General features: G+C 62.8%; 17 protein-coding genes and 1 tRNA gene. 7 read left to right on the top strand and 11 right to left on the bottom strand.

All coding sequences use genetic code 11. The features are described from left to right. Positions 1-103: 103 nt before the first annotated feature. Complete coding sequence (pbpC, locus tag GH663_RS08495) at positions 104-2,320, top strand: penicillin-binding protein 1C (protein WP_246181538.1); 2,217 nt, start codon at positions 104-106, stop codon at positions 2,318-2,320. A 9-nt stretch (positions 2,321-2,329) separates the two neighbouring features. Here pbpC and GH663_RS21345 read toward each other — a convergent pair whose 3' ends face one another. After that, positions 2,330-3,478 (bottom strand): diguanylate cyclase domain-containing protein, encoded by a 1,149-nt coding sequence (locus GH663_RS21345; RefSeq protein ID WP_170291380.1) that lies wholly within the window; start codon positions 3,476-3,478, stop codon positions 2,330-2,332. A gap of 147 nt (positions 3,479-3,625) precedes the next feature. Between GH663_RS21345 and GH663_RS08505 the strand changes: the two genes are divergently transcribed. Together GH663_RS08505 and rarD are read left to right on the top strand one after the other, a co-directional pair. Beyond that, positions 3,626-4,318, top strand: coding sequence for a DUF599 domain-containing protein (locus GH663_RS08505; RefSeq protein WP_153131237.1), 693 nt, complete (start codon positions 3,626-3,628; stop codon positions 4,316-4,318). Between the two features lie 5 nt (positions 4,319-4,323). Continuing rightward, positions 4,324-5,208 carry an EamA family transporter RarD gene (rarD, locus tag GH663_RS08510; RefSeq protein WP_066880561.1) on the top strand — a complete coding sequence of 295 codons (885 nt, stop codon included), beginning with the start codon at positions 4,324-4,326 and terminating at the stop codon, positions 5,206-5,208. A gap of 3 nt (positions 5,209-5,211) precedes the next feature. On the opposite strand, the gene GH663_RS08515 is transcribed toward rarD, so the two are convergent. After that, entirely contained in the window at positions 5,212-8,601 is a 3,390-nt protein-coding gene (locus GH663_RS08515) for a bifunctional diguanylate cyclase/phosphodiesterase (RefSeq protein ID WP_153131238.1), read from the bottom strand. A gap of 148 nt (positions 8,602-8,749) precedes the next feature. Between GH663_RS08515 and GH663_RS08520 the strand changes: the two genes are divergently transcribed. After that, positions 8,750-10,093 (top strand): fused MFS/spermidine synthase, encoded by a 1,344-nt coding sequence (locus GH663_RS08520; protein ID WP_153131239.1) that lies wholly within the window; start codon positions 8,750-8,752, stop codon positions 10,091-10,093. An 18-nt stretch (positions 10,094-10,111) separates the two neighbouring features. Here the strand turns inward: GH663_RS08520 and GH663_RS08525 are convergent, their stop codons facing one another. The 3 genes from GH663_RS08525 to GH663_RS08535 all read right to left on the bottom strand — a co-directional run bounded on the left by GH663_RS08525 (position 10,112) and on the right by GH663_RS08535 (position 12,303). Next, positions 10,112-10,993, bottom strand: coding sequence for a DMT family transporter (locus GH663_RS08525; protein ID WP_153131240.1), 882 nt, complete (start codon positions 10,991-10,993; stop codon positions 10,112-10,114). 7 nt (positions 10,994-11,000) lie between these two features. Further along, positions 11,001-11,732: a 23S rRNA (guanosine(2251)-2'-O)-methyltransferase RlmB gene (gene rlmB, locus GH663_RS08530; protein ID WP_066880569.1), complete on the bottom strand. Its 732-nt coding sequence runs from the start codon at positions 11,730-11,732 to the stop codon at positions 11,001-11,003. A gap of 64 nt (positions 11,733-11,796) precedes the next feature. After that, a complete protein-coding gene (locus tag GH663_RS08535) occupies positions 11,797-12,303 on the bottom strand; it encodes a bacteriohemerythrin (RefSeq protein ID WP_170291381.1) in 507 nt (168 codons plus the stop codon). A gap of 199 nt (positions 12,304-12,502) precedes the next feature. Between GH663_RS08535 and GH663_RS08540 the strand changes: the two genes are divergently transcribed. Next, a complete protein-coding gene (locus GH663_RS08540; RefSeq protein ID WP_170291382.1) occupies positions 12,503-13,369 on the top strand; it encodes an HDOD domain-containing protein in 867 nt (288 codons plus the stop codon). Positions 13,370-13,403: 34 nt separating this feature from the next. Here GH663_RS08540 and rnr read toward each other — a convergent pair whose 3' ends face one another. After that, positions 13,404-15,878 carry a ribonuclease R gene (gene rnr, locus GH663_RS08545; RefSeq protein ID WP_153131243.1) on the bottom strand — a complete coding sequence of 825 codons (2,475 nt, stop codon included), beginning with the start codon at positions 15,876-15,878 and terminating at the stop codon, positions 13,404-13,406. Between the two features lie 40 nt (positions 15,879-15,918). Here rnr and GH663_RS08550 point away from each other — a divergent pair. Both GH663_RS08550 and GH663_RS08555 read left to right on the top strand, forming a co-directional pair. Then, positions 15,919-16,003, top strand: a tRNA-Leu gene (locus tag GH663_RS08550). A 483-nt stretch (positions 16,004-16,486) separates the two neighbouring features. After that, positions 16,487-16,867, top strand: coding sequence for a hypothetical protein (locus GH663_RS08555; RefSeq protein WP_153131244.1), 381 nt, complete (start codon positions 16,487-16,489; stop codon positions 16,865-16,867). Positions 16,868-16,917: 50 nt separating this feature from the next. Here the strand turns inward: GH663_RS08555 and GH663_RS08560 are convergent, their stop codons facing one another. From GH663_RS08560 to hflK, 5 genes are read right to left on the bottom strand one after another with little or no spacing between them, the layout of a single operon-like run. After that, positions 16,918-18,225 carry an adenylosuccinate synthase gene (locus tag GH663_RS08560; protein WP_153131245.1) on the bottom strand — a complete coding sequence of 436 codons (1,308 nt, stop codon included), beginning with the start codon at positions 18,223-18,225 and terminating at the stop codon, positions 16,918-16,920. Between the two features lie 3 nt (positions 18,226-18,228). After that, on the bottom strand, positions 18,229-19,383 hold the full coding sequence (locus tag GH663_RS08565) for an ATP phosphoribosyltransferase regulatory subunit (RefSeq protein WP_153131246.1): 1,155 nt from the start codon (positions 19,381-19,383) through the stop codon (positions 18,229-18,231). Next, a complete protein-coding gene (locus tag GH663_RS08570; RefSeq protein ID WP_066880580.1) occupies positions 19,380-19,565 on the bottom strand; it encodes a DUF2065 domain-containing protein in 186 nt (61 codons plus the stop codon). Before GH663_RS08570 ends, GH663_RS08565 begins: the two co-directional genes overlap by 4 nt. After that, positions 19,562-20,449 (bottom strand): protease modulator HflC, encoded by an 888-nt coding sequence (gene hflC / locus GH663_RS08575; protein WP_153131247.1) that lies wholly within the window; start codon positions 20,447-20,449, stop codon positions 19,562-19,564. The genes GH663_RS08570 and hflC overlap by 4 nt, the downstream gene beginning before the upstream one ends. Further along, positions 20,449-21,741: an FtsH protease activity modulator HflK gene (gene hflK / locus GH663_RS08580; RefSeq protein ID WP_153131248.1), complete on the bottom strand. Its 1,293-nt coding sequence runs from the start codon at positions 21,739-21,741 to the stop codon at positions 20,449-20,451. The genes hflC and hflK overlap by 1 nt, the downstream gene beginning before the upstream one ends. Positions 21,742-21,754 lie beyond the last annotated feature (13 nt).

Here is a 21,754-nt window from a genome sequence, read left to right on the forward strand (position 1 = left end):
GGTAGCATATTGAAGTCAGCATAGCACCGATGCCAGAACGGGCTTGCATCGGGCCAGCCAATCCCGTTATATGCCAGCCATCAGTCCCTCTCGTCATCGCCCTGTGTTTCTGCCGGAACTCCGCCCCCACCTGTTCGCCCTGCTCCTCGCCCTGCCGCTGCCGGCAGTGGCCTTGCCCAGCTATGGCGAAGTGCGCGCCGCCCATGTGTCGTCCGAAGCGACGCTACTTGCCCGCGACGGCAGGCCGCTACACAGCCTGCGGCTTGACATGCAGGTCCGCCGTTCGCCGTGGACACCGCTCGCCGAGATTTCACCGGCCCTGATCCGGGCGGTGATCGTTTCCGAAGACCGGCGCTTCATGGAACACGACGGGGTGGACTGGCCAGCTGCCGGCAAGGCTGCCTGGAGCAATTTCTGGGGCGGCCGGACACGCGGCGCCAGCACGCTGAGCATGCAACTGGCCGGCTTGATCGACGACGACGGCCAGCGGCGCGGCCGCCGCTCCATTTTTGCCAAAATTTCGCAGTCGACCGCAGCACTGCGCCTGGAGGGCTTCTGGAGCAAGCGCCAGATCATCGAGGCCTACCTCAACCTGGTCAGTTTCCGCGGCGAACTGGTCGGCGTCGGCGCGATGAGCCGGCAACTGTTCGGTAAATGGCCGCACGGCCTCGACGAACGCGAAGCGGCGCTGGCCGCCGCCCTGCTCCGCTCACCGAACGCCAGCCCGGCCCTGGTCGCCAAACGGGCCTGCAACCTGCTTAAGGAAATGCAGCGGGGTACCGAATGCGCGGGCCTGGAGGGCTTTGCCGGCCGGACCCTGAGCGGCGCGCAGGCGGAAACGGCGACCGCCCCCGGCGAGCAACTGGCCCCGCACCTGGCCCGCAAGCTACTGGTCGCGCCGGGCCAGCAACTGCGCTCCAGCCTCGACGCCGATCTCCAGCGCTTTGCCAGCCAGGCCTTGCGCCGCCAGTTGTCGGCCCTGCGCCAGCAGAATGTCGAGGATGGCGCGCTGCTCGTCATCGACAATGCCAGCGGCGAGATCCTGGCCTGGGTCGGCTCGAGCGGCGATCTCTCCGGCGCCGCCGAAGTCGATGGCGCGACGGCGCTGCGCCAGGCCGGCTCGACGCTGAAACCCTTTCTCTATGCGCTGGCCTTCGAACGCCGCCAGCTGACCCCGGCGGCGCTGATCGAGGATGCGCCGCTGACGCTCGATACCGGCAACGGCCTCTATGCGCCGCAAAACTACGAGCCGCACTACCGCGGCTGGGTCTCGGCGCGCATGGCGCTGGCCGGCTCGCTCAACGTGCCGGCCGTCAAGACGCTGGTCCGCCTCGGCCCCGACGCCTTCCACCAGCGCCTGCGGCAGACCGGCTTCAGCAGCCTGCAGCAAAGCGGCGACTGGTACGGCTACAGCCTGGCCCTCGGCTCGGCCGACATTTCGCTGTTGATGCTGGCCAACGCCTACCGGACCCTGGCCAATGCCGGCCAGTGGTCGCCGCTGCGCGTCGTGCCGGGCAAGGGCACCGCCCCCATCCCCTGCCAGCGCGACGGCTGCGCCGGCGTCTTCGCCGGCCCGAGCCGGGCGGTCAACACGCCGGCCAGTGCCTTTTTGGTCGGCGACATCCTGGCCGACCGCAACGCCCGCGCTGCCACCTTCGGCCTCGAATCCTGGCTGTCCACACCCTACTGGAGCGCAGCCAAGACCGGCACCAGCAAGGACATGCGCGACAACTGGTGTGCCGGCTGGTCGCGCCGCTATACCGTCGCCGTCTGGGTCGGCAATGCTGGCGGCAGCCCGATGCACGACGTTTCCGGCATTTCCGGCGCGGCGCCGGTGTGGCGCGAGGTGATGGACTGGCTGCACCGCGGCGACCCCGGGCAGGGCCGCCCCCGGCTCGCCAGCCGGCCGCCGGCCGCCCCGGCCGGCCTAGTCAGGACGCGCATCCGCTTCGAACCGGCCCGTGAGCCGGCCCGCGACGAATGGTTCATCGCAGGCAGCGAAACGCCGCTCGTTCGCGCCGCCTCGGCCAGCGCGCTGGCGCGCATCGCCTACCCGGCCGAGGGCAGCATCATCGCCCTCGATCCGGATATTCCGCCGCAGCGCCAACGCGTCCCGCTCCGCCTGTCGGCAACGGCCGAAGCCGGCTGGCGCTGGCGACTCGACCAGCAAGTACTCGGCCCGGCCGACAGCCGGCTGCTCTGGCTGCCGCAGCCGGGCAAACACCGGTTGCGCCTGGAAAACAGCCGTGGCGAAACGATGGATACGGTCAATTTCGAAGTCCGTGCCCTGAAGGGGCGACGCGCCGCGGCCAGTCGCTAAGGGCGGCGCTCAGTCGCTTTCGGCAAAGAGATAGCGCCGCTTGCCGGCCTCCTTGGCCCGGTACATCGCCAGATCGGCGAGGCGGATGATGCCGTCCGGCGTGCTGGCCGGGCCGACATTCGGGAACAGGCAGATGCCGATGCTGGCGCTCAGCGAGTAACCGGGCGGCAGGCCGGGAATCGGCGATTCGATCAGCGAAATCAGCTTGCCGGCGAGATGGGCGGCGCCGTCGCAGGAGCCGATGTCCTGGGCAAGCACGAAAAACTCGTCGCCGCCGAGACGCGACACGGTATCGGTTTCGCGCATCGCCGTACTCAGCCGGCGGGCGATTTCGCACAGGGCAATGTCGCCGGCAGCATGGCCGAGCCGGTCGTTGACCGCCTTGAAGCCATCGAGATCGACAAAATAGCCGGCATGCCGCTCGGCATCGCGGCGGGCCAGGGCCAGCGCCTGGTTGATCCGGTCGATCAGCAGGTCGCGGTTCGGTAAACCGGTCAGGCGATCGTGCAGCGAACGTTCGAGATGCTGGCGGCGTTCGTGGTCGAGCTGCATTTCGCGCAGGAAAAGCTGGCGGCGCTGGTATTCGACCAGATAGCCGGCGGCCCCACCGATCAGGTTGGCCGAAATCAGGAAGAAATTGTGGCTGAGCAGCAGCGGCGCCGGGTATTGCCGCAGATGGCCGAACAGCAGGTTGTAGAGCAGCAGGAGCAGCACGCTGACCGCCAGCGCCTGGATGAAACGGGCACCGAGCAGGTTGTAGGTATAGAAGGTGGCGAGCATCAGGCCCGGATAGTAGTAGGCGCTGCTGTCCACCGGCAGATGCCAGAGCATGGCGATCAGGCCGAGCCCGGCGGCGAGGCCGACCAGGGCAAGCGGCAACTGGCTGGTCTTTTCGAACCACGGTGAAAAACTGAGGGCGAGCACGCCGACCGCCACACCCAGCGCCAGCAGGCGAATGCTCCACACCGTTTGCCACAGTTCGTGCGGCACGAAAAGATGATCCAGCGCGCCATAGAGAAAGTAGACGACGGTGCCGACCGCAATCGCCGCCCGCCCCTGCAGGCGCAAGCGTGGCAGCAGATGGCGGACGAAAGCCTGCTCGGTTTCCGGGTCGCGGAAACTGAGGGTCAGGGGATGCAGGCGATTCATCGAAGACATGCGGGGCGGAGCACCTTGGCCGAAAAATCCTCGGCGAGCGAAAACGAAGGGCAAACGGACGACAGCCACAGTAAAGGATATCTTGGCCGGTGCGGCAAGAGGTTTTCCCCAGTGACCCGCCAGCGCCGCCTGTGGCAAGATGCCGGCATGCATGCTCTGCCCCACCTCTCCGCGATCGACTGGCTTGCGCTGGCCGCCTTCTTTGCCTGCTGGGCCGGTTACGCCTGGTTCTCCGAACATAGCCACTGGGGTGCCGGCGGCCTGATCCGGACCAGCCAGGCCTACCGGCTGGACTGGGCCTACCGCATGCTGGAGCGCGAGGTACGGGTCACCGATTCGACGCTGATCGGCAACCTGATGACCAGCGTCTCCTTCTACGCCAACACCACCATCTACATCATCGCCGGCCTGGTCGCCGCGCTCGGCGCGGCCGACAAGCTGATCAGCGTCACCGCCGAACTGCCCTTTGGCGGCGCCGGCAACCGTGAACTGCTTGAGATCAAGCTGATGCTGGTCCTTGCCAGCTTCGTCTTCGCCTATTTCAAATTCACCTGGTCGCTGCGCCAGTTCAACCTGCTCTCCATCCTGGTTGGCGCCGCACCGCAGGGCAAGACCGGCGAGCCGGGCATCGATGATTACGCACAACGGGTGGCTGCGGCCAACAGCCTGGCCGGCGACGACTTCAATCGCGGCATCCGCGCCTATTATTTCGGCCTCGCCGCCTCCGGCTGGCTGCTCAGCCCGCTCGTCCTCGCCGCCCTCGCCGTCAGCGTGCTGGTCGTCCTCTACCGGCGCGACTACCGCTCGGCGGCCCTGGCCGTCGTCAGCAAAAAAACCTGAGGCCCATGAATCGTCAATCCCAACTGGCCGGCATCGGCTTCGGCCTGCTCGCCTATGGCATCTGGGGCTTCTTTCCCCTGTTCTTCCACCAGCTCAATCACGTCTCGCCGATGGACGTGCTGTCCAACCGCGCCGTCTGGGCCTGCCTCTTCGTCGGCATCCTGCTTACCATCGGCCGGCGCTGGGGCAAGGTTCTGGCCATCTTCAAAAGGCCACGGCAGTTCGCCATGCTCGCCCTGGCCGCGCTGCTGGTCGGCAGCAACTGGCTGATGTTCCTGTGGGCGGTCGGCCATCAGCAGGTGGTCGCTTCCAGCCTCGGCTACTTCCTGACGCCGCTGGTCAATGTGCTGCTCGGCCTGCTCGTGCTGAAAGAGCGCCTGAACCGGCTGGAATGGATTTCGGTCGGCCTCGCCGTCGCCGCCATCGCCAATGAAGTGATCGCCCTCGGCAGCCTGCCCTGGGTCTCGCTGTTTCTCGCCGCCACCTTCGGCACCTACGGCCTGGTCCGCAAGCAGGTCCCGGTCGATGCGTTGTCCGGCCTCTGGCTGGAAACCCTCGCCATGCTGCCGGTGTGCGGCCTCTACGCGCTATGGCAGGCGCAAGCCGGACATATGGTTTTTGCCGCCCAGGACGGGTTGACCGCCGGACTGTTGATCGGCGCCGGCGTGCTGACCGCACTGCCGCTGATCGCCTTCGCCGCCGCCACCCAGCGCCTCGATCTGGCCACCGTCGGCATGCTGATGTACATCAACCCGACCATGCAGTTCGTCACTGCGGTCTGGATTTTCGGCGAGCCGATGCAGCCTGCCCGCCTGCTCAGCTTCGGCTTGATCTGGCTCGGCCTCTTTGTCTTTAGCTGGAGCATGTGGCAGAAGCTGCGCCGCTCCTAGACCTCAGGCGTGGACCGCCTGTTCGCGTAGCCAGCTTTCGAACTGCGCCGCCGGCAGCGGCCGGCTGAAGAAAAAGCCCTGCCCCTGGTCGCAGCCAATGCTGCGCAGGAAATCGAGCTGCTCGACGGTTTCGATGCCCTCGGCGGTGATCTTGAAGCCGAGCGAATGGCCGAGGGCGATGATGGCCTGCGTGATCGCGACATCGTTGCTGTCGTGCGGCAGGTCGGAGACGAAGGCGCGGTCGACCTTCAGATTGTTGATCGGCAGCACCTTCAGATAGGCCAGCGAGGAATAGCCGGTGCCGAAATCGTCGACCGCCGTTGTCACGCCCATTTCCTGGATGGCGCACAGCACGTCGCGCGCCTGTTCCGGATTTTCCATCAGCAGGCTCTCGGTAACCTCGACTTCGATCGCCTCGGCCGGCAGTTGATGCCGGAGCAGCGCCTGGCGCAGGGCTTCGACATAATCGCTGCGCTCGATCTGCGGCGCCGCGACATTGATCGCCACCCGCCCGCTGAGCAAGCCGCTGGCGCGCCAACTGCGCTGCTGGCGACAGACCGTGTCGAGCACCTGCTCGCCGATCGGGATGATCAGCCCGGTCCGCTCGGCGACCGGGATGAAATCGGCCGGCGAGATCAGGCCGCGCTCAGGATCGCGCCAGCGCAACAGGGCCTCGGCGCCATCGACGCGGCCGCTGGCCAGATCGAGTTTCGGCTGGTACCAGACCTCGAATTCCTGTTGCTCGACCGCCCGCCGCAGGGCGCGTTCGAGTAGCAGACGCTCCTGCGAACGGCGGGTCATCTCGGCCTGGTAGAAACGGTAGTCGTTGCGCCCGCCCTCCTTGGCGCCGTACATCGCGGTGTCGGCATGGCGCAGCAGTTCGGCCGGCGTTTCGCCATCCTGCGGCCCGACGGCAACGCCAATGCTGCCGGTGACCAGCGCCGCCGTGCCGTTCAGGTCGAACGGTTCCTGCAGCGACTGCAGCAGTTTCTTGACGACGGCGATGGCATCGGTGCCCTGCGCCAGGTTGTTCAGGATGAAGGCGAACTCGTCGCCCCCCAGCCGGGAGACCGTATCCTCGACCCGGACGCATTTCCGGAAGCGCTCGGCCGCCTCCATCAGCAACTGGTCGCCGACCGGGTGGCCAAGGCTGTCATTGACCGTCTTGAAGCCGTCGAGGTCGAGCAGCAACACGGCAATCGGCTGGCCGTAACGCTGCGAGCGGTCGAGCGCGTGCTGCAGGCGATCCTGGAACAGCGCCCGGTTGGGCAGGCCGGTCAGCGCATCGAAGTGGGCCATCTTTTCCAGCGCCGCCTGCGAGTGCTTGATGGCCGAAATATCGGAAAAGACGGCGACGTAATTGACCGCCTCGCCCTCTGGATTGCGCACGGCGTTGATCGTCAGCCACTCGGGATAGAGGGCGCCGCTCTTGCGCCGGTTCCAGATCTCGCCGCGCCAGACGCCGGTACTTTGCAGCGTCGCCCACATCTCGCGATAGAACTCGGCCTTCTGGCGCTGCGACTGCAGGATGCTCGGCCGCTGACCGATGGCGTCGGCCGGGCTGAACTCGGTAATTTCGGTAAACGCCCTGTTGACCGAAACGATGACGCCGGCGGCATCGGTGATCATCACGCCTTCGGCGGTATTTTCCATGACCACGCCAGCCAGCCGCAGTTGCTCGGAATAGGCCTTCATTTCGGTGACATCGGTCGACATGCCGAGGACACCGCGCAATTCGCCATTCGGGCCAAGCAGCGGGCACTTGGTCGTCAGATAAATATGCGACGCATCGACCTTGCCGATCTTGCCCTCGAACGTGATCGCACTGCCCTGCGCCATGACCTGGGCGTCCTCGGCTTGCCGCAACAGTGCATCTTCCGCCGCCATGAACTGGCTGCGCGACAAACCGACGAGCGAGGCCCGGGAACCGGCAAAAACCTGCTCGAAGGCTCGGTTGCAAAACTGCAGCCGGCCCTCGGGATCGAACATGTAGATCAGCGACGGCACGTTGTCGAGAATGGCCTGGTTCAGCGCCTGTTGCTGGGCCAAGGCCTCCTGTGCCTGCTTGCGCACCGAGATGTCGCGGATCACCGCATAGAGCAGTTGCTCGCCGTTCAGGCTCATCGGGCACAGCGTCACCTCGGCCGGGAACAGTTCGCCGTCCTTGCGCCGGTGCAGCCACTCAAAGCGGTGCAGGCCTTTCTCCAGGGCAATCTGCAACATCGCCGAGACCTTGTCGGCCGATGTCTGGCCATCGGGCTGCAGGGTTGGCGAGATGTCGGCCGGCGTCACGTTCCGGAACTCGGCCATGTCCTGGAAGCCGAACACCGTCATTGCCGCGTGGTTGACGTCGACACACTCGCCATTCAAGCGGACGATCCAGCAGGGGTCCGGCGAACGCTCGAACAGCGTGCGGAACCGGGCTTCGCTCTGCAGCAGCGAAGTCTCCAGTTGCTGGCGTTCCTCGATTTCGCGGAAGAGGACCCGATTGCGCTGGCGACTCAAGCGATGCATGTGCTGCAACCGGGCAACGAAAAAACTCGAAAGCAGCGTTGCCGCCAGGGCGAACAGAAACAGCGGCCGGCTCAGCGGCGACGGAGCCTGCCAGCCGCCCTCCGGCAATGCCGCCAGTTGCCACTGGCCGCCCGGCACTTCGATCAGCATCGTCACCGGCTGCTGCGCGAAGACGGCGGGCTCGCCCCAGATCATCTCACCGTCGGCGCCGCGCCCATCCCGACCGCGCACCGCCAGTTGCAGCGCAGACACCGACTTGATGCCGCCCAGCGCCAGCAGGGCGTCGAGATCGGCGACGATCGAGGTGACCCCCCAGTAACGGGCGCTGTCCAAGCCAACATCGACAAAGACCGGCCGCCGGTAAATCAGGCCGCTGCCGCCTTGCACCAACTGAACCGGCCCGGCCAGCAGCGGCCGGCGGAGTTCCTGCGCCCGGGCAATCAGCGGGTACTGGGCCGGCAGGGTCCGGTAATCGACACCGAGCGCCTTCTCGTTGGCCGAGCGCGGGTAGATATCCCGGATGATGTCGTCAGGGGCCACGGCAATGTTCCGGATCGCCGGCACACTCTCGATCGCCAGGCTGGCCATGCCGGCAAAACGCTCCGGGGCAATGCTGCCATCGAGGACCAGCAATTGCGCGATGCCCTCGGTCACCGCGAATGTGGAACGAAGTTGGGCCTCCAGGCGGGCGCCGTGGCGCCCCAGTTCGCTGGCCGTCGCACTGCGCAGTTCGCTTTGCTGGCGCTCGGCATCAAGTTGCCCGACAGTGATGGCCAGACCGAGGCCCAGGACGAAAATGGCGCCGGGCAGCAGGTAGCCGCCCGCGTGCTTTTTCAGCCCGCCACTGATTTCCTGCGCCTTGTCCATCGTTCCTGCCATTGATCTACCCGAGCCATGTTGATGCAATCTGCGTGAAACCGGCCATTTCGTCGAAAAGCCCCCACTTGCGCCAAGTCTATTCTACCGGAGACCCAAGACAAACCGCCGGAATGCCGGGATCCGGCCGGCTTTGGGCGATAATCGCCGGATGTCCCCCAGCCTGCTCTACAGCATCGTTTTCATCGAAGGCTTCTGCTCGCTCGGCGCCGAAGTCATCGCGCTGCGCCGGCTACTGCCGCATATCGGCAGCTCGATCGTCGTCACGGCGCCGACCATCGGCTTCTTCCTGCTCGCCCTGGCCCTCGGCTACGCTTCGGGGGCCAGGGTCGCTACCGGTTACCGCCAGGTCGTCGCCCGCAATTTCCTGATTTCTGCCGCACTGGCCGGCATCGGCCTGGCCGGCCTCAGCGTCGACTGGCTGTTCGCCCATCTGCAGCCGGCACTCGTCGCCTACCTCTTCTTTATCGGCGGCATCCTCTGCCCGCTGGCCTGGCTGCTCGGCCAGACCGTGCCGATCCTGAGCAATCTGTTCCAGCACCAGCGGACCGGCGAAGCGAGCGGCACCGCGCTGTACTGGTCCACGCTCGGCTCCTTCCTCGGCTCGATCTCGCTGTCGCTACTGGTCATGCAATGGCTAGGCGTCGCGGCGGCCGTCCTGGCCTGCGCCGGCGGCTTGCTGATCGGCGTTTTATTGCTCGCCGGACGGCAGTTGAAAATTGCCGTTTTTGCCCTGTCGACCGCAGGCATTGCCGCCGGCTTCAATCTGCCAGCCACGCAGACCATCGATACCGCCTACGCCGAGTACATCGTCGGCCCGGTCGACCTGGCCGGCCAGCAGAATCCGCGCGCCTTCTGGGTGAACAAATCGACTGCTTCGCTGCTCGACGACAGCACGCCGCCGAACTACACCCGCTACATCAGGCATCTCCGCCAGATCCTGCTCGACGACCTCGGTTTCAAGGACAAGGAGATCCTGGTGCTCGGTGCCGGCGGCTTTACGCTGTCACACCGCGAGCCGCTCAACCGCTACACCTACGTCGATATCGACCCGCAAATCCGCCGCATCGCCGAACAGCACTTCCTGCGCGAAGCGGCCCGCGGCGAGTTCATCGCCGACGACGCCCGCCGCTTCGTGGCGACCAGCGAACGTCGCTTCGATGCCGTGGTGGTCGATGTCTATAGCTCGCATACCTCGATTCCCAGCCATCTGGTGACCCGCGAATTCTGGGCCGACAGCCGCCGCGTGCTGAAACCGGACGGCGTGCTGCTCGCCAACCTGATCCTCGATGGCAAGCTGGAAACGCCCTATGCCCGCAACCTGCTGGCAACCATCGAAAGTGTTTTTGGACGCTGTGCGGTCGACGTGCTGCACAAGGCCAAAAGCCTGGCCAACGTCGAAGTCAGCTGTTTCGCCAGCAGCCAGCCGAAAGCCGTGGGCATCTACGTCGATGAAAAAAACCGGGCCGATCTCGATTTGGCCCGTTCGCGCTAGCAGCGAGCCGAACGGTACTCAGGCTTGCCCCGGTACGCGACGCAAGGCCGCCACCTCGTTGGCAACCAGCGCCAGCAACACCAGCAAGCCACCGGTCAACACGCTGGGCGACGGCTGCTCGCCGGCCCACAACCAGGCCCAGGCGACGCCAAACACCACTTCCAGCAAAGCGAGCAGCGCAATTTCCGGGGCCGGCAATTCGCGGCTCAGGCGCACCACCAGCAGACAAGGCAGCGCCAGTTGCACGCCGCCGAGCACGGCGAGCAGGCCAAGGTCATGCTGCGAAGCCTGCAGCGGCCAGGCCAGAGGCAAGCAAACCAAAGCCGAGAGCACGGCGCCGATCAAGACTGCCGGCAACATGTCCTGAGCGGCAACCCCATCGCCATCGACACGCTGCAGCACCGTCCAATTCACCGCACCAGCCAGAGGCACGGCGCTGGCGACCAGCGTGCCGGCCAGCGACAGGCCATCGCCGGCTTCGCCGCCGAACATCCAGGCAATGCCCAGCCCAGCCCCAAATATGGCCAGCCAGGTGCGTCGCGGCAAGGCGTGGCGCAGGAACAGGCGGGCAAAAAGGGCGGTGACCAGCGGCCCGAGCGCCATCGTCACCAGCACATTGGCGACGCTGGTCAGCGTCAGGGCGACCATGAAGGCGGTGAACATCACCGCCCAGCACAGGCCGGACAGCCAGAGCCAGCGCCCACCATGACGCAGGCTCCGCCACAAGGCCGCGCCACGCATGACGCCGAGAATCAGGCAGAGGGCCAGCGCATTGAAGAAACTGCGCCAGAAGGTCAGTTCGAAACTGCCGGCCGCCTCAAGCTGCCGGATAACGACGCCGGCGATGCTCCACAGCAGCGTCACCAGCACCATCAGCGCGACTGCCCGCCGGTGCGTCATGGCCGGCTCAGGAACGGCGGCGGCGCGCCTCGAACAGGCAGACCCCGGCCGCAACGGAAACATTCAGGCTATCGACGGTGCCATGCATCGGAATCTTGACCAACTGGTCGCAATTCTCGCGGGTCAGGCGACGCATGCCCTCGCCTTCGGCGCCCATCACCCAGGCCGTCGCCTGCGGCCACTCGGCGGCGTAGAGATCGCTTTCCGCTTCGCCGGCGGTACCGATCACCCAGATTTCGCGTTCCTGCAATTCGCGCAGCGTCCGCGCCAGGTTGGTCACCATCACGTAAGGCACCGTTTCGGCGGCACCGCAGGCCGTCTTGGCAGCGACATCGGTCAGGCCGACGGCGCGATCCTTCGGCGCAATCACGGCATGGACGCCGGCCGCATCGGCCACGCGCAGGCAGGCACCGAGGTTGCGCGGGTCGGTAATGCCGTCGAGGACGAGCAGGAAAGCTGGCTCTTCCAACGTATCAAGCACATCGTCGAGATGCGCCACTTTGCGGCCGCCCTCGATGCGGGCGATCACCCCCTGGTGCTTGGCGCCTGGCGCCATGCCGTCCATCCGCTTGCCGTCGCTGGCCACCACCTTGACGCCCTGCAACTCGGCATGCTGCAGCAGGTCGCGGGCGCGCGCATCCTGGCGCGTCGCATCAATCAGGATTTCCTTGACCGCACCCGGGTCATGGCGCAGCTTGGCGGTCACGGCATGAAAGCCGTAAATCAGACGGGAAGACATGGCTACTTTCAGTGAGTTGAAGGCGCGATTTTACCGCGCCCGGGCACGCTACCGCAGCGAACGCTCAAACGCTCGACAGGCGGGCCAGGCTGACCACCGAATCCTCGCGGGAAACCCAACGCGCCAGGATCAGATCGTGCATCGTGATGTGATTGTTGATCCACTGCCCGAGCAGGTTGTCGAGATCGCGCAGCAGGCCGACGGTACGCATCGAATCGAGGCCGGCCACGATTTGCTGGATCTTCGCCGAAATGGCGGCGTGATCCTCCATGTGCGCCTCGCAGACATCCCGGTCGACCATCATCAACAGCGAATCGCGCATGATTTCTTCCTCGGTCTTGAAGTGCTCGAGGATGAAGGAAAGCAGATCGCCGAGCAGGCGCACGAGTTCGTTGTCACACAGCGCGCGACGCGCCTCGATGCAGTTGCCACAATCAGAAAAGCTGCGAAAATCCATGCAGACCGAGCGGGCAGCCGTCATGCAGGCCAGTAACTGACGGTGTTCGAAATCAATCGCCTTGTGGCCGGTGACCAGCGCAGCCGGCAACGGGCCGCCCGGCAACCATGGCATGGACTCGCCGGATGCTGTCAACGGTGAATCGGCCACCTCGATAAGCATCACATTCTTGATTCCATCAGCCATAACTGAACTTGTGCCCCCTCGGTCAAGCCTGATATTTTACGATGAAAGTAATAAATCCGCTTACTCACTTCAGTTATCGATAGATCAGCCGATAATCCTGAAAAGCCTCCCTGAGAAAGGAACTGGCGTGTTGAATGAGCACCAGCGGCGCTGGGGTGTCGATCAGTGGGCAGCCTTCCTGAGCAGCCGGGAACTGCCGTGCATGCCGCGCTCGAAGACCGCGCTGAAGGAACTTGAGGAAAGTCGCGGCGAACGCTTGGCAGCCCGCGAACTGGCCGACATCGCCGCGGCTGATCCTTTCCTCTGCCTGCGCCTGCTGCGCCAGGCGGAAAAACAACGGGTGCAGCGCCTCGGCCATGAAACGACCACACCGCTCGGCGCCGTCATGCAACTTGGCACCAACACCTTCCACAAACTGCTGCGCGACAGCCCGGAAACCGATCAATCGCGCAGCGGCTTGGCCGCCTGCGAAACCCGCGCCCATCTCGCCAGCCAATTGGCGCTCTGCTGGGCGAGTGCCCGCTCCGACATGTCGCCGGACGAAATCGCGATGGCCGCCCTCCTCTCGGAACTCGGGGAACTGCTGCTCTGGTCCTTCGCGCCGGAATTGCCGCAAACTACCGAAGCCTTGGTACGGGCCGGAAAATTCCCTCGCGCTGCAGATGCCCAGGTCGACATCTGGGGCTTTCGTTTCAAGGACCTGACCCTCAAATGCGCCGCCATCTGGCATCTTCCGCCACTGCTGACGCAACTGATCCGCGGCGTCGACAACCACCGTGCCAATCTTTCCCGGCTTTGCGTGGACGCCATTCACCATCTATCGACCGGCGGCCCGAATGACCCGGCCCTGCCTTCGGACATCGCCGAAGCCGGACACCTGATTCCCGGCGCCTCGCTGGAATGGCTCAGCGAGCAACTGCCCGGCCTGGAACCGGAGCAAGCGGCCGCCATCGTTCAGAAGGCGACCGACCTGCTCGAACCCAGCCACTCCTAGACAGCAGCGCCCGGCCAGCGGCCGATGGCTGCGGTCAACGCTTGCGCGCCGGCTTTTTTGCCGCCGGCTTGGCGGCCACCACCTTGCCAGCACGCTTGGCCTGAGCTTTGGCTGGCGCCTTCGACAGCGGCTTTTTACTGCCCGCCTTCGGTACAGCCTTGGTAGCGCCCTTTTCCGCCGCCTTCGACTTGCTCCTGGGCACAGGCTTCTCGCTTGCCGGCGCTGCCGCCACTGGCTGCGCCGCAAACTTCTGGGCAACCGGCCGCGCCGGTTTCCGGGCTGATTTGGCGGCCTCCCGCGGCGGTGAATTGGTCCGTCCAGCCGGCGCCTTTTCGGTCCGGACCAGCACGAAGTCGATCTTGTTGGTTTCCAGATCGGCCCGCACCAGCTTGACCCGAACCCGGTCACCCAGACGGAAGCGCTGGCCAGTCCGCTCGCCGAGCATCTGATGCTTGACGTTGTCGAACTGGAAGTAGTCCTCACCCAACTCGGAAACATGGACTAGGCCTTCGACATAGACCTGATCGAGAGCAACGAAAATACCGAAGGCCGTCACCGACGAGATGGTGCCATCGAATACCTCGCCGACGCGCTCTTTCATGAAGAAGCACTTCAGCCAGTTCTCGACGTCGCGGGTCGCCTCGTCCGCCCGCCGTTCGGTACCCGAACAGTGCAGGCCGATGTCTTCCCAACTGCCGACCGGCGTGTATTTTTCCTTGGCCAGTACGGCCTTGATTGCGCGATGTACCAGCAAATCGGGATAACGGCGGATCGGCGAGGTGAAGTGGGTGTAATGCTCGTAGGCGAGGCCGAAGTGGCCGACATTATCCGGGCTGTACATCGCCTGCTTCAGCGAGCGCAGCATCACCGTTTGCAGCAACTGGAAGTCCGGCCGCTGCTTGACCTGTTCGAGCAGGACACCGTAATCCTTGGCCGTCGGATCATCTCCCCCACCAAGCGCCAGACCGAATTCGCCGAGGAAGCTGCGCAGGTTCTTCAGTTTCTCGTCGCCCGGCGCCTCATGGATGCGATACAGGCAGGGTTGCTTGTGCTGGGCGAGGAAATCCGAGGCACAGACGTTGGCCGCCAGCATGCACTCCTCGATGACTCGATGCGCATCATTGCGAACGACCGGCACGATATTCTCGATCTTGCCCTGTTCGTTGAACAGCATCTGCGTTTCGGTCGTCTCGAAATCTATCGCCCCGCGCTGCCCGCGCGCCTTGTGCAAGGCCTGGAACAGCTTGTAGAGGTTTTTGACGTGCGGCTGCAGCGCGATATGAATCTCGGACTCGGGCTTCGCCTCGCCGGACAGCCAGGACCAGACCTGGTTATAGGTCAGCCGGGCTTGCGAACGGAAAACCGCTGGATAAAAGCGGTACTTGCCGATCTTGCCGCTGCTGCTGATCGCCATGTCGCAAACCATGGCCATCCGCTCGACATCCGGATTCAGCGAGCAAATACCGTTCGACAGCTTCTCCGGCAGCATCGGAATCACCCGGCGTGGGAAATAGACCGAGTTGCCGCGCTCCATCGCCTCCTTGTCGAGCGTCATACCCGGCTTCACATAATGCGAGACGTCGGCAATCGCCACCACCAGGCGCCAGCCGCGCCCTTTCTTTTCGCAGAAAACGGCATCGTCGAAATCGCGGGCCGTCTCTCCATCAATGGTCACCAGCGGCAACTCGCGCAAGTCCTCGCGATCCTTCAGATCCGCCTTCTTGACCTTGTCCGGCAGCGCCTTGTTTTCGGCCAGCGCCGCTGGCGAGAACTCGAAAGGCAGATCGTGCTTGCGCAAGGCAATTTCAATCTCCATGCCCGGATCGGCATAGTTGCCCAGCACTTCACTGATGCGCCCGATCGGCTGCGAGAATTTGCTCGGCTGCTCGATGATATCGACCATCACCACCTGGCCGGACTGCGGTTTGATCTTCGCCTTTTTCTCGGGCGGCACCAGGATATCCTGGGCAATCCGCTTGTTTTCGGGTACCACGAAAACCACACCATGCTCGACGAAGACGCGGCCGACGACGCGTGTATTGGCGCGCTCGGTCACCTCGACAATGCTGCCCTCCGGCCGCCCGCGCCGGTCGAGGCCGAGCACCCGGACCAGTGCCCGGTCGCCGTGCAGCACCTTGCCCATCTGGTGCTGATCGAGAAAGATGTCGGCACTGCCGTCATCGGGAATCAGAAAGCCATAACCATCCTGGTGCCCCTGAATTCGCCCAGCCGTCAGACTGGCCCGCTCGGGGAGAATGTAGGCCCCCTTGCGATTGCGCATCAGCTGCCCTTCACGCTCCATCGCCCCCAGGCGACGCTGGAACATGTCGCGCTCAGCCGTCGTGATGTCGAGCAACTCGATCAGTTCCTGCAACGCCAACGGGCGCCCCTGATCGGTCATGATCTGGATGATGTACTCGCGGGACGGCAACGGAAACTCGTAGCGCGTAGATTCGCGCTCAAAGAAGGGGTCAGCCTTGCGGATTTTTGTAAGTTTTTTTCTTGACATTAAGTTATTATCCTCTATAATTCTTCCTCTTCGCACCTGTGCCCAGGTGGCGGAATTGGTAGACGCACTAGTTTCAGGTACTAGCGGGTAACTCCGTGGGGGTTCGAGTCCCTTCCTGGGCACCAGCGATTTTGATTGAAGGCCTTGTCAAAACAAGGCCTTTTTTCTTTTCTGGCTGCTGCTTGCAGAACAGCCCGCATTGTCTCACAGCCCATACCGGGCGTCGTCGCGAAATGCATCCCAACGCGCACTTGACCGCACCCCAAAACAGACGGCATATCCCGCTGAAGTTCTATACAATGCGCCCTCTTCACACCCGCGCTCAGGTGGCGGAATTGGTAGATGCACCAGTTTCAGGTAGCAGCGGGTAACTCCGTGGCGATCGAGTCCCATCCCGGACACCAACGATTTTGATTGAAGGCCTTGTCAAAACAAGGCCTTTTTTCTTTTCCGAGCCCCAGCCCTGCACTTATTTCCGCCAGTAACAAAGCCTCCGCCACGCCGGGAGTAGTCGTAACAATTACATACACTTCCGTACACAGCACGGGTCATCGACAAGCCGGGCAGTTCGTTATTTGGCTCATAGCAACCAACATGCAGAGCCGAACATGAAAAAGACCACCGCCCTTTGCCTCGCCCTCAGCCTCACACTGGGCACAGCAGGAACCGCCCAGGCCGACTGGGAACGCCACGGCGGTCACCGCGGACCATCGTATGAGCATCGCCACCATCACGGTCACCGCGGAAGCCCCAACTGGGTTGGCCCGGCCGCACTGCTCGCCATTACCGGCCTGGCCATCGGTGCCGTCGCCTACAGCCAGGCCGCCCCAGCCCAGGTATATAGCGCCCCGGCCTACGCCCCGCCACCACGCCCCGTACAAATCCAGCCCGAATCAGGCAATTGGTACTATTGCGACTCATCGGCCCAATACTATCCGTACGTCCGCCACTGCCCGGAAGGTTGGCAAGCTGTGATGCCCCCGCGCTAAAAATGAAAACGGGCCCTTAGGGCCCGTTTACCGCAGCAATTCGCCGATGATTATTTGAACGGATGCTGTTTCAGAATGGTTTCATCGCGCTCAGGACCAGTCGACACGATGGCAATCGGTACTTGGCAGAGTTGCTCGAGGCGATCCAGATAGTTACGGGCATTGACCGGCAGGTCTTCCCAGCGCTTGACGCCGAAAGTCGTCTCGCTCCAACCCGGCATCGTTTCGTAGATCGGCTCGCAACGGGCCACTTCGTCAGCACCGATCGGCAGCAAATCGATAACCTTGCCATCCAGCTTGTAGCCGGTACAGATATTCAGTTCGGCCAAACCATCCAGCACATCCAGTTTGGTGATGCACAGACCGGTCAAACCATTGATCCGACCCGAACGGCGCAAGGCGGCAGCATCGAACCAGCCACAGCGGCGCTTGCGCCCAGTCACCGTACCAAATTCACGACCAACCTGGGACATCTGATAACCCGGGCAGCCATCGGTCTCGATATCCAGTTCGCTCGGGAAAGGACCACCGCCAACACGCGTGCAGTAAGCCTTGGTAATTCCCAGCACGTAATGCAGCATACCCGGACCCACCCCCGAACCGGCAGCCGCCTGACCGGAAACGCAGTTCGACGAGGTAACGAACGGATAGGTACCGTGGTCGATATCGAGCAGCGTCCCCTGCGCACCTTCGAACAGCAGGTTCTGGCCCGCCTGATTGGCCGCATAGAGGGCAGCAGACACGTCAGCAACCAGCGGTTTGATATGCTCGGCATCAGCCATAGCCTGATCGAAAACAGTCTGGAAATCGACAGCCGGCGCCTTGAAATACTGGGTCAGGACGAAGTTGTGATATTCGAGAACCTCTTTCAGCTTCTCGGCAAAACGTTCCGGATTGAACAGATCGTAAACCCGCAAGCCGCGACGGGAGACCTTGTCTTCATAGGTCGGGCCGATCCCCTTGCCGGTCGTGCCAATTTTTTTGTCGCTCGCCTTCGCTTCCTCGCGCGCCTTATCGATGGCGGAGTGATACGGCAGAATCAGCGGGCAACCCGGACTGACCTTCAGACGTGAACGAACGTCGATACCACCCTTTTCCAGTTCGGCGATTTCCGCCAGTAGATGGTGGATATCGAGGACCACCCCGTTGCCGATATAACACTGCACGCCATCGCGAACAATGCCGGAAGGCACCAGATTCAGCTTATAGACTTGCTCGCCAACCACCAAGGTATGACCCGCATTGTGCCCGCCTTGGAAACGCACCACGCCTTGCGCATGATCGGTCAGCCAGTCGACGATCTTACCCTTGCCCTCGTCGCCCCACTGGGTACCCACCACGATGACATTCTTTGCCATTTTTTAATCCTCTTGTATTGCTTCGATAATCCAGTGTTCGCCAACCAGCGCCAATTTTCGGTCGCAAAGCGGGCCTTCGCAGGCAGTCTCGCCCGGCAGCAGTTCAACCACGACCTCACCCTGCTCGCGCAGCGCCGCGATGTGTGCCGCTAAAATCTTGTCGTGCCCGGCATTGGGCGCCAGAATTGCCGAAGACGGCTTGCCGGCCGGCGCCAGGCGCGCCACTTCACGCAAGTCCATCGAGAAACCCGTTGCCGGCCTGGCGCGCCCGAAGGCCTTGCCCGCACCGTCATAGCGTCCGCCCAGTGCAATGGCCGCAGGGTATCCCGGGCAGTAGGCCGCAAAAACGACCCCATTATGGTAGTGGTAACCGCGCAGATCCGAGAGATCGATCGAGAACGGCAATTCGGGCGCCCCCTCGATCAAATGCCGCAAGCCATCCAGCGCCTCGCCGATTGCCGGCAAAGCAGGCAACTCCAAGGCGGCTCGCTGCAACACCTCCGCCCCGCCATAGAGTTGCGGCAGAACTTGCAGCGCTTCGCGATAAGGCGACGGCACATCGACACACGCCTCGATCAAGCCGGGCACATCCTTGGCCTGCAAAAGATTGAGTACGTTTTCCTCTGCCGCCTGCGGCAAGCCGGCGGCTTCCGCCAAGGCACGAAAAATGCCGACATGACCAAGGTCGATCCGGCTAACCGGCAGCTTGATCTTCTCGAAAGCGCCCGCCATCAGGCGAATGATATCGAGGTCGGCAGCGATACCGGCATAACCGTAGAGTTCCGCACCAACCTGCACCGGCTCGCGACTGGCCGAAATACTGGCCGGCAGGGTATGCAGCACACTGCCGCAATAGCTCAGACGGGTCACGCCTTGGTGATTGAGCAGGTGCGCATCGATCCGCGCCGCCTGCGGCGTGATATCGGCCCGCACCCCCATGGTCCGCCCGGAAAGCTGATCAACCAGCTTGAAGGTCCGCAAATGGAGATCCTGACCGGCGCCGGTCAGCAGCGACTCGAGAAACTCCAGCATCGGCGGCATGACGAACTCGAAACCGCGGGCACGAAAGTGATCAAGCACAACGCGACGCAACTGTTCGATGCGCGCTGCTTCTGCCGGCAGGGCGTCGGCAATATATTCAGGTAACAGCCAATTCATGCAAAAACCATGAGCAGGACCAGACCGATAATCATCGACGTCAAGCCGACGAAACGGATCTGTCCATCCGAAAATTGAATAAGGCGGCGGAAGGTTTCACGCCACGCCGCCGGGGCGATAAAGGGCATCACACCTTCGAGCACCAGCATGAGCGCGAAGGCCAGCAATAGCGTCGAAGTCATTTGCCCTTGTCGTTTCCACGTCCGATGCTCTTCATATACTTGAAGAAATCCGAGTTAGGCTCGACTACCAGCACATCATTCTTGTTCTTGAAGCTGCCACGATAGGCTTCAAGGCTACGGTAAAACGCATAGAACTCTGGATTCTGCCCAAAAGCCTGCGCATAAATGGCAGAAGCCTTGGCATCGCCCTCACCCTTGATTTTTTGGGCATCGCGATAGGCATCGGCAATGATCACTTCGCGCTGACGGTCCGCATCAGCCCGAATTTTTTCAGCTTCCGCCGAACCTTCCGAACGCAATTCGTTGGCAACGCGCTTGCGCTCTGCCTCCATTCGGCGATAAACAGCCTCGCTGACTTCAGTCGGCAATTCAACACGCTTCAGACGAACATCAACAATCTGGACACCAATCTTGCGCGCATCGGTATCGGCTTTTTCGCGCATCTGCTCCATGATCCGGTCGCGCTCGCCAGAGACCACGTCATGCACCGTACGCTTACCGAATTCCTCACGCAAACCGGCGTTGACCGTCTGATTCAGGCGAGTCTTGGCGCGCGATTCGTCACCGCCGACTGAGATGTAATAGAGCTTTGGATCGACGATGCGCCACTTGATATATGAGTCAACCAGGACGTTTTTCTTCTCGGACGTAATGAAACGTTCCGGCTCGGCGTTATCGAGGGTGATGATGCGCTTTTCGAAATAGCGCACATTCTGGATCATCGGAATCTTGAAGCTCATGCCGGGTTCGGTGATGACCTGCTTGACCTCACCCAACTGGAAAACCAGCGCGAACTGTCGCTGATCGACGGTAAATATCGACATCGCCAGCACTACCAGCACAGTGGCGAGCAGTGCGCCGATCAGATTAATACGCGGACTCATCAGCGGCTCTCCCGATCACGCGAACGCAGGGAGGGTTCGCGCCGGCTGGTGTTATTCAAGGAACTGTCAAGTTGCGGTGGCGCCTCCGAAGAGAGCGGCGTCTGCGCTCTGGGAGCAGTTGCCGGTGCGGGAACATCCGCCCCTGCGACCTGCGCTGCCGTTACCGTACCGGCAGCCTGCATCAACTTATCGAGCGGCAAATAGAGCAGATTTCCCTGCCCCTTGGCATCAACCAGAACCTTGCTGGTATTGGAATAAACCTGCTGCATCGTATCCAGATACATGCGCTGACGCGTCACTTCGGGTGCCTTGGCATACTCGGTCTGCACCTGCTTGAAACGGGAAGAATCACCTTCAGCCGTTGCAATAACACGTTGCCGGTGACCATTGGCCTCTTCCATCAAGCGCGCTGCCGTGCCCTTGGCCTTCGGAATGACGTCATTGGCATAGGCCTGACCTTCGTTCTTTTGGCGTTCACGGTCCTGACCAGCTTTTACTGCATCATCAAAAGCCGACTGCACCTGTTCGGGAGGCTGGGCATTCTGCATTGTGACCTTGGAGATCATGATGCCGCTCTTGTAGCGATCAAGAATGTCCTGCATCAACTTGGATGCTTGGGTAGCGATCTGCTCGCGCCCCTCGTAGAGCACGAAGTCCATCTTGCTCTTGCCAACAATTTCGCGAACGGCGGTTTCGGCGGCCCCCATTACCGCTTCATCGGTGTGGCGGTTGTTGAACAGATACTCGACCGGATCCTTCAGGATGTACTGGACGGCAAACTGGATATTCACGATATTTTCATCGTCAGTCAGCATCAGCGCCTCCTTGAGCACCTTGTTACGCTCACTGCCGCGATAACCGATTTCGATCGTGCGCACACCGGTCAGATTGACCAGTTCGTGCGACTGGATCGGGTAAGGAAAACGCCAGCGCAGACCTGGCTCGGTCGCCTCTTTATAGCTACCGAACTGGAGGACGATCCCCCGCTGCGAAGCATCCACAATATAGAAACCTGAAGCCAGCCAGACGACGGCAATCAGGCCAACAATCAGGCTGATGCCACCACCGAGAAATTTCGGATTGAAATCAATCTGCGGCATGCGCGGACCATCGCCACCATTGTTGCCGCCGCCCCCGCCCTTCTTGCCGAGCATGCTGGACAGCTTGCGATTGAAGTCTCGCCACAACTCCTCGAGATCGGGCGGCCCATCGTTCGGGCGACGCGGTCCGCCGCCGGGCTTGTCACCATCGTTGCCGCCACGATTGCCCCACTGCGGGTCGTTGAGCGACATGAATATACCTAAG

This window comes from Dechloromonas hortensis, assembly GCF_009469765.1.
In the GTDB taxonomy this organism is placed as follows: domain Bacteria; phylum Pseudomonadota; class Gammaproteobacteria; order Burkholderiales; family Rhodocyclaceae; genus Azonexus; species Azonexus hortensis.

Excerpts from the sequence above, each read along its gene's own strand:
- GH663_RS08555 (WP_153131244.1), top strand. The coding sequence starts at position 16,487 with ATGAAAAAGACCACCGCCCTTTGCCTCGCCCTCAGCCTCACACTGGGC.
- GH663_RS08515 (WP_153131238.1), bottom strand. The coding sequence starts at position 8,601 with ATGGCAGGAACGATGGACAAGGCGCAGGAAATCAGTGGCGGGCTGAAA.
- rnr (WP_153131243.1), bottom strand. The coding sequence starts at position 15,878 with ATGTCAAGAAAAAAACTTACAAAAATCCGCAAGGCTGACCCCTTCTTT.
- hflK (WP_153131248.1), bottom strand. The coding sequence starts at position 21,741 with ATGTCGCTCAACGACCCGCAGTGGGGCAATCGTGGCGGCAACGATGGT.
- GH663_RS08520 (WP_153131239.1), top strand. The coding sequence starts at position 8,750 with ATGTCCCCCAGCCTGCTCTACAGCATCGTTTTCATCGAAGGCTTCTGC.
- rarD (WP_066880561.1), top strand. The coding sequence starts at position 4,324 with ATGAATCGTCAATCCCAACTGGCCGGCATCGGCTTCGGCCTGCTCGCC.
- rlmB (WP_066880569.1), bottom strand. The coding sequence starts at position 11,732 with ATGTCTTCCCGTCTGATTTACGGCTTTCATGCCGTGACCGCCAAGCTG.
- GH663_RS08535 (WP_170291381.1), bottom strand. The coding sequence starts at position 12,303 with ATGCCATGGTTGCCGGGCGGCCCGTTGCCGGCTGCGCTGGTCACCGGC.
- GH663_RS08565 (WP_153131246.1), bottom strand. The coding sequence starts at position 19,383 with ATGAATTGGCTGTTACCTGAATATATTGCCGACGCCCTGCCGGCAGAA.
- GH663_RS08525 (WP_153131240.1), bottom strand. The coding sequence starts at position 10,993 with ATGACGCACCGGCGGGCAGTCGCGCTGATGGTGCTGGTGACGCTGCTG.
- GH663_RS08560 (WP_153131245.1), bottom strand. The coding sequence starts at position 18,225 with ATGGCAAAGAATGTCATCGTGGTGGGTACCCAGTGGGGCGACGAGGGC.
- GH663_RS08505 (WP_153131237.1), top strand. The coding sequence starts at position 3,626 with ATGCATGCTCTGCCCCACCTCTCCGCGATCGACTGGCTTGCGCTGGCC.
- hflC (WP_153131247.1), bottom strand. The coding sequence starts at position 20,449 with ATGAGTCCGCGTATTAATCTGATCGGCGCACTGCTCGCCACTGTGCTG.
- GH663_RS08570 (WP_066880580.1), bottom strand. The coding sequence starts at position 19,565 with ATGACTTCGACGCTATTGCTGGCCTTCGCGCTCATGCTGGTGCTCGAA.
- GH663_RS21345 (WP_170291380.1), bottom strand. The coding sequence starts at position 3,478 with ATGTCTTCGATGAATCGCCTGCATCCCCTGACCCTCAGTTTCCGCGAC.